Raw genomic sequence first — 10,819 nt, forward strand, 5'->3', positions numbered from 1 at the left:
ATATGCAATTCGAGATAGCCGGCAAATGTCGGCTTCTGCATCGTCGCGATCTTGTCGGGATCGCCGCCGACACGCTTGATCGCCGCAGCCAGCGTTTCGCCGGCGGCATTCGTATAGGTCAGCATCTTCGCATCGAGTTCGCCTGCCATGGCGCGGCTGCCGACGCAGGACAGGCCGTATTCGCTAGGCTCCTCGGCGAGAAAATCCACGATCTCGATGGGGTGGCGTGACTTGTAGCCGGACGCCTGCAATGCGCGCACGGCTTCCAGCGCGGTGAGGATGCCCGAAATGCCGTCGAAGCGGCCGCCGGATGGCACAGTGTCGGAATGCGAGCCCAGCATGATCGGCGGCAGCCCCTCGACGCTGCCTTCGAGGCGCGCGATCACATTGGCACCGGCATCCATGCGCACGGTCATGCCGGCGGCCTCATATTGCGCCTTCAGCCAAACGCGCCCATCGAGAAAACGCTGCGAGAAAGAGCGCCGTGTCCAGGGCTTGTCAGGATCGGTGATGGCGGCCAGCGCCATATGATCGTCCCAGAGACGGTCCTGATCGATGGGCGGCTTGCTGTCGGCTGGCTTGTTCAACGAAGGTCACTCGCGCGATGTGGGCTGGTGTCGCCAGTATAATTGGTGAACACTCCCGGCGCCATCGAGCAAGAAACGATCAGGGAGAATGAAGTGGCCCAAAAAACCGACAAGAAAATCGCATGGGTGACCGGCGGCGGCACCGGAATCGGCAAGGCCGGCGCGGAATCGCTGCTGGCCGACGGCTGGACGGTGATCATTTCCGGCCGCCGCATCGAGGTGCTCAACGATGTCGTCAAGGAACTCGGTGCCGGTGGCAAGCCGATCGAGGCCATTGCGCTCGATGTCAGCAATGCTGCCGACGCAAAGAAAGTGGCCGATGTCATTCTCGCCAAGCACGGCCGCATCGATCTGCTGGTCAACAGCGCCGGTATCAATCTGCCGAAACGCAGCTGGCAGGACGTCACCGAAGACGGCTTCGACCAGATCGTCGATATCAATCTCAAGGGCCTGATGTATTGCATACGCGCCGTGCTGCCGGCGATGCGCGCGCAGAAGGATGGCTGCATCATCAATGTGGCCTCCTGGGCTGGCCGCATCGTCTCCAAGATGACGGGGCCGGCTTATACCGCGAGCAAGCACGCGGTACTTGCGCTGACGCATTCGTTCAACATGGACGAATGCGTGAACGGTTTGCGCGCCTGCTGCCTGTCGCCAGGCGAAGTGGCGACCGACATCATGAAGAACCGCCCGGTGCCGCCAAGCGCCGAGGTAATGGCACGGATGCTGCAGCCGGACGATCTCGGCAAGACGATCGCGTTTATCGCCGGCATGCCGGCGCATGTATGTATCAACGAGGTGCTGATCAGCCCGACATGGAATCGGAGTCTGATCGGGTATTGAGCGAGGCGTAGGCCGGATTTTACGGCGTGATGGCGACTTTCAGCACGCCATCGCGCTGGTGCGAGAACAGCTCATAAGCAGCTTCGATGTCGTCCAGCTTGTAGTGATGCGTTACCAGCGGGGTGAGATCGACGCGGCCGGAGGCGACCACATTCATCAATCGCCGCATCCGGTCCTTGCCGCCCGGACACAGCGAGGTGACGATGCTGTTGTCGCCGAGACCGGCCGAAAAGGCGCTGAGCGGAATTTTCAGGTCCGTCGAATAGACGCCGAGACTGCTCAGCGTACCACCCGGCCGCAAGGCGCGCAGCGCGGCTTCGAAAGTGTTCTGCGTGCCGAGTGCCTCGATGGACACATCGACGCCGCGGCCGTCGGTGAGCGCCATGATCTGCTCCACCGGATCGCCGTTCTTGAAATCAACCACAAGATCGGCGCCGAGCCGCTTGGCGACCTCGATACGCGCCGGCACCGTATCGACGCCGATGATCGTGGTGGCGCCCATCAGTTTTGCACCGGCAACCGCACAGAGGCCGATCGGCCCGAGCGCAAACACCACCACCGTGTCGCCGATCTTGATGCCGCCGCGCTCGGCGCCGGAAAAGCCGGTGGACATGATGTCCGGGCACATCAGCACCTGCTCGTCGGTCAATGCATCGGGCACCGGGCTGAGATTGACCATGGCATCCGGCACCAGAATGTATTCGGCCTGGGCGCCATCGATGGTGTTGCCGAAGCGCCAGCCGCCCGTCGCCTTGAAGCCGTGCTTGGTGCCGGCGCCGTCCTGTGACGAACATCCGCACAGACACGCATAAGAATGGCCGCTCGGCGTGATGGCACCGGCGATGACCCGCTGGCCTTCGCGATAGCCGCTCACCGCACTGCCGAGTTTCTCGATGATGCCGACAGGTTCATGGCCGACGGTCAGTCCCTTGGCGACTGGATATTCGCCCTTGAGGATGTGGACGTCGGTGCCGCAGATCGTCGTGGTCGTCACGCGCAGCAGCGCATCGAGCGGCCCGACATCCGGGATCGGCTTGTCGTCGAGGACGATCCGACCGGGTTCGACGAATATCGCAGCTTTCATCTTGGCCATGAGCTTGCTCCCGTTATGCAGCGTTGCGTCGATCGACGCGGTTTGCAAATCATCGGAGCATTTGGCCGCGGCAGGATTGAGATGGATCAAGTTCGCCACGCATATGCCTATGACGTGATCGATCGTCGCTGCGTCACATTTGATACAAATGTGCAGCTGCCAGACACCAGCCGGGTTATCGGCTAGACCTATCGCGGCGCGAGATATTTCTGCAAAGCGATGGCCTTGTCGCTGGACTCCACCAGCTTGTCTACGCTGGCCAGCAGCCGGCCGAGATCACCGGCACCCAGACAATCGAACTGGACATCGTTGACCTGGCGCTGGATCGGCGCGAGGCGTGCCAGCAGTGCTTCGCCCTCGCCCGTCACCACCAGCCGCAGGCGGCGGCGGTCTTCCGGATCGGTGAGCTTGTCGAGCAAGCCCATCTGCTGCAGCTTGTTGGAGACCGTGGTGACGAAGGCTCCGGACAAATGCAGATGCGCGGCGAGTTCGCGCACGCTGACCTGCCCCTCGGCACTCAGCGACTGCACCGAGATCAGCACCGTATATTCGATTCCGGACAGGCCGATTGCGGCGGCATGGCCGTCACGCACCGTGTCGTGCCGGGCCAGGAAGGCGAGCAGCGTGTGCACCAGCTGGCGAAACGCCTGATCCGATCCGTTCACCAGCAACGCGCCGCGCGACGTCGTCAGCGGCGGCGCCGGGAGTTTCGATTTCGATCGATGCGGGGCCGACGCGGAGGCAGGCGGCACCGCCCTGGAACGTGACATACGTTTTCCGGACAAGCTTGATCGTCCAGATGTGCGACGCCCTCGACAGGACGTCAAGCAAATATCTTTCTGATCAAGCTATTCCGCTGCGCGCAATCGCGCCGCGCGCATGGCTAAGTGCCGGGCAGTTGATACTTCGCCAGCATCTGCTCCGATACTTTAGTCGCACGATCCCAGTCATAGGTGCGATAACTGTGGCCACGCGTCACGAATTGCGCGCCGGCGTAGAACATCTCGTATTGCAGATGCCGCGAGGCGAATTCGGAACCCACCGCGTCCCAGGTCAGCTTGAGCAATTTGACGCGATCCTGGCCGGACATCGCCGGCGAGACCTGGGTGAGTTTGATGATCTCTGCAATCTCCGGATTGGAGAAATCCTCGACCGAGGATGGCAACATCAGCAGCGCGCCTCCGGCCAGTTCACGAATCGTGGCGATGATCTGGCCGTACATTTCCTGAGACTGCACCTGCGCTGCATAGAGCAGATGCTTGTTAGGCAGGAAGTAATCGCCGCGCATGGCACCGCCGGCTTCCATGCCGAGCACCATGCCCTCGATCAGCGCCGCCTGCGAGGCGAGCTTGCCCAGCGTCTCCGTCACCGGCGGGAAATTGATGGTGCCGATGGTTTTTGCGATGCCGCGGGCGAGACCGACCAGGAAGCGCAACTTCACCGACAGACGGATCTGCGCCTGATAGTTCTGATAGACATGGGCCGGCGTGTCATGGAGCTGGGCGCGGCACATATCGGTGTTGCGCAGCAGGAACACGCGCTCCCATGGCACTTTCACATCGTCGAAGAACACCAGCGCGTCGTTCTCGTCATAACGATAGGCGAGCGGATTGTCGTATTCGCTGAGTGCGTGGGCCTCAAAGCTCTTGCGCGAGAGCATCTTCATGCCCTTGGTGCCCATGGGCAATGCACAAGAGAACGCCAGATCCTCCTCGCCGGGCTTCAGCGGCTGACCGGAGCCGACGAAGATCTCGTTGGCCATGATGGCCGAGGTGGCGAACAGCTTGGCGCCGCGGATGGTGATGCCGGACGCATCCTCATCGACGATGCGCGCCACCATGTCCTTTGCATTCGGACCCTGGTCGCCAAAGGCCTTCGAGCGGTCGCCCTGCACATTGTTGATCACATAGGTCAGGAACAGATCGCTGCTGCGGGCGTGATCGTACCATTCGCGAAATGCATTGGCGCGCTTGGGATCATAGGCGTCGAACACCTCGATGCCCATCATCATGCCGGACATGGAGGATGCCACATGGTCGGGCGAGCGGCCCATGAAGCCGCCGGTGAGTTCAGCCCACTCCACCAGCGCCTTGCGGCGCTCGACCAGCTCCGCATAGCTCGTCGGCAATTGCCAGGCGCGATTGGCACGCCGGCCGCCACCGATATCGAACGTCATGCGCTCGATATTGGCGGGATCGGCCTGATAGTCATACAGCGCGCCGGCGGACGCGACGGCATGGCGATAGGCCGGATGGGTCGAGACGTCATCGACACGCTTGCCGTCGAGATAGACGGCCCGGCCATCGCGCACGGCAGCGATATGCTGGGCACCATCTTTGACCGTTCCCACGGTCGCACCAGATCCAACTGCCATGTTCATCGCCGCCCTCATCCCGTCCTGAATCGCGGCGACCATGACGTCGCCTTCATTGATAGCTTTCATCCGAAGCTATTTTACAATCCTTGTCAAGCGCGGTTCTCGTTTTGCTAGCGCCCGTGTTGCGTCCTTCGTCGCAATTGCAATTGCGCCGCGAAGACGCCAAGCTCAGACACCCTCTCATGATGGAATCGTCACGTGGCAAAGTCCGCCGGCCGCCGCCCTTCCTCCGCAACGCACAAAACGTCTGTTCACAGAGCGGACACCCACAAGTCGGACAGCGGCAAATCGGAAATCAGCAAGAAGCCTGCCAGCCGGCCGGCCGCGCGCGCAGCGCTGACGATTTCGCGCCCGGAGCTATTGGTCGACGGGTCGGATGCGCAATTCCGTCGGCTGGTGCACAGTCTGTTCGGCTTCCTGGTCCGGCATCAGACATTGCGCGAGGGCCACGCGGCCGTAATCGGCCTCGCCGGCATCGAATACACCACGCTGATCTCGATCCGGCATCTGTCCGCCCAAGGCGATGTGCACGTCCGCGCCGTTGCCGATCACCTGCATTTGAGCGGCGCTTTCGTCACCACGGTCACCAACAAGCTGGAAACCAAGGGACTGATCACCAAGACCTCACATCCCGGTGATCGCCGCCGCATCAGCCTGGTGGTGACGCAGCACGGCGCTGAATTGCTGGAACGGTTGGCGCCGACCCAGCAGCAGGTCAATGATGTGCAGTTCGGCACCCTGACCGCCAAGGAATTCCATCAGCTGCTCGACATGGTGCAGCGTCTGGTCGATTCCAGCGACCGTGCCATCGCACTGCAGCGCTACCTCGCCGAGGCCAAGGTGAAGGCGCTGTCGCCGGAGGCCAAGCTGATGTCCGCGACCAAGCCTGCGAAATCGCGCAAGGCATAACAGCGCACCTTGCTGCATCGCACAGGCGCGGCTGCGACATTTTGCTCGCATGGTGCAGAACAGCGGTGGCCATCGCGTTCTTCGAACGGTTCAAGTCATTGCTTCAACAGCCCGCTACGGCCCGGCCGTAGCGCAATCGCACTGTCGCGTGCCGCATTTGTGGGCCCCGACTGCCGCATAAATTAGCTTCCAAAGAGAACTATTTTATAAAGATACTCTGGTTGCGGATTGTCAAAGACGCAAAATTATCGGACCATCCCTCCTGCCGATGTCACACCGCCGACATATCCGGCGATGGCAGACGGAATGCACTGTTTTGGAGTAGATGGACCGACCATCACGAACGAAGCCGCGACGCATCGCGGCCTAGCATCACAGGAATAGAGGACCATTTCGATGTCGCGGACTAAATCCAACTTGCCACGCGTGCTCGGCACCGTCGCAGCGGTGACGCTCTCGGCCATGCTGGCCGGCCAGGCCCAGGCGCAGACTCGCGAAATCAATCTCGGCGCCGTGGTGCCGAGCTCCGGCCCGTTCGCCGAATGGGGCCGCAGCAACACCGTCACCCTGAAGATGCTGGAGAAGCAGACCAACGATGCCGGCGGCATCAATGGCGCCAAGCTGAAGATAACCATCCTCGACGACGCCGCCAAGCCGGCCCAGGCCGCGACCTCGCTGCGCAAGCTCGCCGGCGACGACAAGGTGCTGGCGGTTGCCGGCCCGCTGACCTCGAGCGCTGCGGAAGTCACCTTCCCGGTCGCCAATGAGATGAAGATCGTCTCGACCTCACAGGCCTCGTCGAAGCCGGGCGTCGCCAAGCTCAACCGTCCATGGGCGTTCCGCAACACCATCGACGAAGGCGTGCTCGCCAAGACGGTCGTGCCGTTCTACAAGAAGGCCTACAACATCAAGACTGTCGGCATCATCTTCGATGCCAAGGACGCGACTGCCGGCACCGTCGGCAAGCTGGTGATGCCGGCCGTGCTCAAGGCCAACGAGATCGCCATCGTCAACGAGAACGATCCGCTGTCGTTCAACACCGGCGATCTCGACGTCTCGGCCCAGGTCACCAAGCTGAAGTCGCTCAATCCCGATGGCGTGGTGGTCAGCGCCGACTACAGCCAGGCCATCACCGTGATCCGCGAAATGAAGCGCCAGGGCTTTATGAAGCCGATCGTCGGCTCGACGCAGATCATCTCGTCAGCCGTGCTGAAGGCTGCGCCGGAAATTCCGATCATTGCGCCGGCGACGTTCTACGCCACCATGAAGGGCGCCGTTCCGGAGAAGTTCACCGCGTCGCTGACGCCGCTGCTGCGCGCCGAATCGGGTCTGCCGAAGGAAATCGAGCCGTCAATGTATGACGCCAACATCTACGAGATCGTCTCGATGTATATCGACGCGATCAAGAAGACCGGCGTCACCGGCAAGCCGGAAGACCTCGAAGCCGACCGCACCAAGATCCGCGATCATCTGGCCAAGCTGGCCAATTTCGACGGTCTCGGCGGCCATATCGGCTTCAATGACGACGGCGACGCCATCAAGGCTTTCTATGTGCTGCAGGGCCAGAAGGGCGTTTGGGAAACCAAGGTCAATGGCTGCAGCTCGGCACCGGGTCACCCGGCCTGCTGATCGTGAAGTCGCGTAGGGCGGATGAGCCGAAGGCGTAATCCGCCGTTCTTCGCCACACGAAATCGGCCGGCGGATTACGCTTCGCTAATCCGCCCTACGATTTACGGCAGCGGCCGGGACGTTCTCCCGGCCGCAGTCATGAAGACGACCACTGAACCGACGTAACTACTAACGATTGCGATCCCCATGCTGCTGCAGCAACTCGTCAACGGACTGACGCTGGGAGCCGTCTACACGCTCCTCGCCTTGTCCTATTCGCTCGTGATGGGCATTCTCGGCATTCTCAACCTGGCGATTGCCGAACTGTTCATGATCGGCGGCTTCATCGGCTTCACGCTGATCGATGCCGGCTATCCCCTGCCCGTCGCCGTGCTTGGCGGCATGACCGGCGCGGCGCTGATCGCCATCATCGTCGAGAAGATCGGCTACCAGCCGCTGCGCGATGCGCCGCTGGTGACGCCGATGCTGTCCACGCTGGGCTTCTCCATCATCCTGCAGAATGTCGCGACCAATATCTGGGGTTCGGATCCGCTGCAGCTGTCCATCTTCGGCGAGATGTACCAGATCGGGCCGGTGTCGATCGGCGAAATGCAAATGATCGTGCTGGGCGCCACCGTGGTGCTGGTCGCGCTGACCGCCTACATCGTGCAGAAGACATCAATGGGCCGCGCGCTGCGCGCCGTTGCCGAAAACCGTGAGGTCGCCCGCATTCTCGGCGTCAAGGCCGACCAGTTAATGATGCTGGCTTTCATTCTCTCCGGCGCGCTGGCAGGCGTTGCCGGCGTGCTGATCGCGCTGCATTACGGTGCCATCACGCCCTATCTCGGCGTCGAGATCGGCCTCAAGGCGATTGCCGTGATGGTGATCGGCGGCACCACGCGGATCTGGGGCGCACTGGTCGCCGGTCCCCTGATCGGCATCGCCGAAGTGTTGACGGTCGCTTATGGCGGCTCGCAGATCCGCGATTTCGTGGTCTACGGCTTCATGATCCTCATTCTCTTGCTGCGTCCGCAGGGCCTTCTCGGCGGCGCGCGATCCGATCAGGGGCAGCGCGTCTGATGTCGACTTACTATGCAAGCCTGCTCGCGGAGTCAGGCATCCTCCTGTTGGGCGCCCTCAGCGTCTATATCATCCTCGCCACCGGCCAACTCTCGCTCGGCAACGGCGCCTTCATGGGCATCGGCGCTTATCTGTCGTCGTGGCTGACCGTGACGATGAATGTGCCGCTGACGCTGGCGCTGGTGATCGCCGCCATCGTCGCCGGTGTCATGGGTGCCATCGTCGCTTTCCCGGCGCTGCGGCTGAAGGGCATCTATCTTGCGATGGCCACCGTCGGCTTCGGCGAAATGGTGCGCAGCTTCTTCCTCAACTTCGACACCATGGGTGGTAGCGGCGGTTTCCGCGGCATGCAGCACATCGGCGTCGGCTATGTCTGGCTGTGGGCCGGCGGCATCCTGATCGCCGTGATGCTGCTGGAACGTTCGCGCGTCTGGCTGGAAATGCAGGCGGTGCATGACGACGAGACGGCCGCCGGCCTGATCGGCCTCAACACGGTCGTCACCAAGATCGGCGCCTTCGCCGTCGGTGCGGCCGTGGCCGCGATTTCGGGCGGACTGTTCGCGCATCACAATGTCTATATCGAGCCGGCCAATTTCGGCTTCGAACGGTCGGTGGAATTCGTGCTGGCCGTCATTCTCGGTGGTTCGACAGTCGCGCCGGGCTCTTTGGTCGGTTCGCTGCTGCTGATCTTCCTGCCTGAATTCCTGCGGCCGATCGCCGACTGGCGGCTTGCCGCCTTCGGCTCGCTGCTGGTGCTTGTCTTGCTGGTGCGACGTCAGGGCATTCTCGATCGCTCGCTGATCCGGACGCTCACCTTCCGGAGGGCTGCAGCATGAGCCAGGCGCTGCTTCAACTCACCGGCGTCACCAAGACGTTCGGCGGCATCCACGCATTGTCCAACATGGTCTGCGAGGTGCCGGAGGGACAGATCATCGGCGTGATCGGTCCCAATGGCGCCGGGAAGACAACCTTGTTCAACACCATCACCGGTGCCTATCGCGCCGATGCCGGCGAAGTCCTGCTCAAGGGTGTCGATGTCACCCAATGGCAGTCCTATCGCATCGTGCGCGAAGGCATTGCGCGCACGTTCCAGAACATCCGCCTGTTCGGCTCCATGTCCGTATGGGAGCATCTGCTGGTCGCGCAGCCGCATAGCGAGGCAGCCTGGCGCCGGCTGCTGCCGATCGCCTGGGCCAATCCGGCCGCACAGGCACGCGCCGAAGAGGTGCTGGAATTTTTCGGCCTCACCGAGTTCCGCGACCGGCCGGCAAAATCATTGCCCTACGGCATCCAGCGCAAGGTGGAGATGGCCCGCGCCGTCACCGCCAAGCCCAAGCTGCTGCTGCTCGACGAGCCCGTCGCCGGCATGAACCACGATGAGGCCGAAGAGATCCGCACGCTGATGCTGCGGCTGCGCGACACCGGCCTCTCCATTCTCCTGATCGAACACGACATGAATTTCGTGATGCGCCTGTGCGACTATCTCTATGTGCTGGATTTCGGCGTGCTCATCGCCGAAGGCAAGCCCGATGAAGTTCGCGCCAATCCGGTCGTGCTCGACGCCTATCTCGGAAAGGACGACTGATGCTCGTGATCAAGGGCCTCGAAGTCCGCTACGGCGCGATCACTGCGGTGCGTGGTGTCGATCTGGAGATCAAGCAAGGCGAGATCGTCGCACTGCTCGGCGCCAATGGTGCCGGCAAAAGCACGATTGCGCGCTCCATCGCGGGGCTGCTGCCGTTTCAGGGCGAGATTTCGTTCGAAGGCGAGAGACTGACGCCGGGGACCGCCGAGAAGAACCTGCGCCGCGGCATCGCGCTGGTGCCGGAAGGCCGCGGCATTCTCGCGCGCATGACAGTGCACGAGAATCTCCTGATGGGTATCTACACCCGCAGCGACAAGGCGGCAGCCGCCGCTGATGTGGAGAAGATGCTGGAGCGCTTCCCCATCCTCGGCAAACGCCGCGACGGGCTCGCGAGCCTGCTGTCTGGCGGCGAACAGCAGATGCTGGCCATCGGCCGCGCGCTGCTGTCGAAGCCGAGACTGCTGCTGCTCGATGAGCCGTCGCTGGGTCTGGCGCCGCTGATGACGGCGAGCCTATTCCAGATGATCGGTCAGTTCCGCGATGAGGGGCTGACGGTGCTTCTGGTTGAGCAGAAGGCACGACAGACGCTGAAGATCGTGGATCGGGCGTATCTGCTGGAGACCGGCCGCGTGGTGACGTCGGGATCGGCGGAGGCACTGATCAATGATCCGGCGCTATCGGAAGCGTTTCTAGGCGGCGGGCATTAGCTCTTGCTTCACCTCTCCCCTCTGGGGAGA

11 protein-coding genes are annotated in these 10,819 nt (G+C 62.3%); 7 read left to right on the forward strand and 4 right to left on the reverse strand.

The window, feature by feature from the left end:
• A partial coding sequence (locus tag ACIQ2A_RS23875; RefSeq protein WP_398484142.1) for a M20/M25/M40 family metallo-hydrolase occupies window positions 1–587 on the reverse strand: 587 nt, incomplete at its 3' end.
• Between the two features lie 93 nt (window positions 588–680).
• Here ACIQ2A_RS23875 and ACIQ2A_RS23880 point away from each other — a divergent pair.
• Window positions 681–1,430, forward strand: a complete 750-nt coding sequence (locus tag ACIQ2A_RS23880) for an SDR family oxidoreductase (protein ID WP_398484144.1) — start codon at window positions 681–683, stop codon at window positions 1,428–1,430.
• 19 nt (window positions 1,431–1,449) lie between these two features.
• Here the strand turns inward: ACIQ2A_RS23880 and ACIQ2A_RS23885 are convergent, their stop codons facing one another.
• The 3 genes from ACIQ2A_RS23885 to ACIQ2A_RS23895 all read right to left on the reverse strand — a co-directional run bounded on the left by ACIQ2A_RS23885 (window position 1,450) and on the right by ACIQ2A_RS23895 (window position 4,897).
• Complete coding sequence (locus tag ACIQ2A_RS23885; protein ID WP_398484146.1) at window positions 1,450–2,523, reverse strand: NAD(P)-dependent alcohol dehydrogenase; 1,074 nt, start codon at window positions 2,521–2,523, stop codon at window positions 1,450–1,452.
• Between the two features lie 188 nt (window positions 2,524–2,711).
• Entirely contained in the window at window positions 2,712–3,293 is a 582-nt protein-coding gene (locus tag ACIQ2A_RS23890; RefSeq protein WP_398484148.1) for a MarR family winged helix-turn-helix transcriptional regulator, read from the reverse strand.
• Between the two features lie 113 nt (window positions 3,294–3,406).
• Window positions 3,407–4,897 carry a 4-hydroxyphenylacetate 3-hydroxylase family protein gene (locus ACIQ2A_RS23895; protein WP_398484150.1) on the reverse strand — a complete coding sequence of 497 codons (1,491 nt, stop codon included), beginning with the start codon at window positions 4,895–4,897 and terminating at the stop codon, window positions 3,407–3,409.
• Between the two features lie 201 nt (window positions 4,898–5,098).
• On the opposite strand from ACIQ2A_RS23895, the gene ACIQ2A_RS23900 reads away from it, so the two are divergent.
• From ACIQ2A_RS23900 to ACIQ2A_RS23925, 6 genes are all read left to right on the forward strand, one after another.
• Window positions 5,099–5,809 carry a MarR family winged helix-turn-helix transcriptional regulator gene (locus tag ACIQ2A_RS23900; protein WP_398484152.1) on the forward strand — a complete coding sequence of 237 codons (711 nt, stop codon included), beginning with the start codon at window positions 5,099–5,101 and terminating at the stop codon, window positions 5,807–5,809.
• Between the two features lie 396 nt (window positions 5,810–6,205).
• Entirely contained in the window at window positions 6,206–7,438 is a 1,233-nt protein-coding gene (locus ACIQ2A_RS23905) for an ABC transporter substrate-binding protein (protein ID WP_398484154.1), read from the forward strand.
• A gap of 186 nt (window positions 7,439–7,624) precedes the next feature.
• On the forward strand, window positions 7,625–8,497 hold the full coding sequence (locus tag ACIQ2A_RS23910; protein ID WP_398484156.1) for a branched-chain amino acid ABC transporter permease: 873 nt from the start codon (window positions 7,625–7,627) through the stop codon (window positions 8,495–8,497).
• Window positions 8,497–9,333 carry a branched-chain amino acid ABC transporter permease gene (locus tag ACIQ2A_RS23915; RefSeq protein WP_398484158.1) on the forward strand — a complete coding sequence of 279 codons (837 nt, stop codon included), beginning with the start codon at window positions 8,497–8,499 and terminating at the stop codon, window positions 9,331–9,333. The genes ACIQ2A_RS23910 and ACIQ2A_RS23915 overlap by 1 nt, the downstream gene beginning before the upstream one ends.
• Entirely contained in the window at window positions 9,330–10,082 is a 753-nt protein-coding gene (locus ACIQ2A_RS23920; protein WP_398484160.1) for an ABC transporter ATP-binding protein, read from the forward strand. The genes ACIQ2A_RS23915 and ACIQ2A_RS23920 overlap by 4 nt, the downstream gene beginning before the upstream one ends.
• A complete protein-coding gene (locus ACIQ2A_RS23925) occupies window positions 10,082–10,789 on the forward strand; it encodes an ABC transporter ATP-binding protein (RefSeq protein ID WP_398484162.1) in 708 nt (235 codons plus the stop codon). The genes ACIQ2A_RS23920 and ACIQ2A_RS23925 overlap by 1 nt, the downstream gene beginning before the upstream one ends.
• Window positions 10,790–10,819: the final 30 nt, after the last annotated feature.

Source organism: Tardiphaga sp. (assembly GCF_044336785.1).
In the GTDB taxonomy this organism is placed as follows: Bacteria; Pseudomonadota; Alphaproteobacteria; order Rhizobiales; family Xanthobacteraceae; genus Tardiphaga.

Coding starts and splice junctions, on each gene's coding strand:
- ACIQ2A_RS23925 (WP_398484162.1), top strand. CDS start 10,082: ATGCTCGTGATCAAGGGCCTCGAAGTCCGCTACGGCGCGATCACTGCG.
- ACIQ2A_RS23920 (WP_398484160.1), top strand. CDS start 9,330: ATGAGCCAGGCGCTGCTTCAACTCACCGGCGTCACCAAGACGTTCGGC.
- ACIQ2A_RS23885 (WP_398484146.1), bottom strand. CDS start 2,523: ATGGCCAAGATGAAAGCTGCGATATTCGTCGAACCCGGTCGGATCGTC.
- ACIQ2A_RS23895 (WP_398484150.1), bottom strand. CDS start 4,897: ATGGCAGTTGGATCTGGTGCGACCGTGGGAACGGTCAAAGATGGTGCC.
- ACIQ2A_RS23905 (WP_398484154.1), top strand. CDS start 6,206: ATGTCGCGGACTAAATCCAACTTGCCACGCGTGCTCGGCACCGTCGCA.
- ACIQ2A_RS23890 (WP_398484148.1), bottom strand. CDS start 3,293: ATGTCACGTTCCAGGGCGGTGCCGCCTGCCTCCGCGTCGGCCCCGCAT.
- ACIQ2A_RS23910 (WP_398484156.1), top strand. CDS start 7,625: ATGCTGCTGCAGCAACTCGTCAACGGACTGACGCTGGGAGCCGTCTAC.
- ACIQ2A_RS23915 (WP_398484158.1), top strand. CDS start 8,497: ATGTCGACTTACTATGCAAGCCTGCTCGCGGAGTCAGGCATCCTCCTG.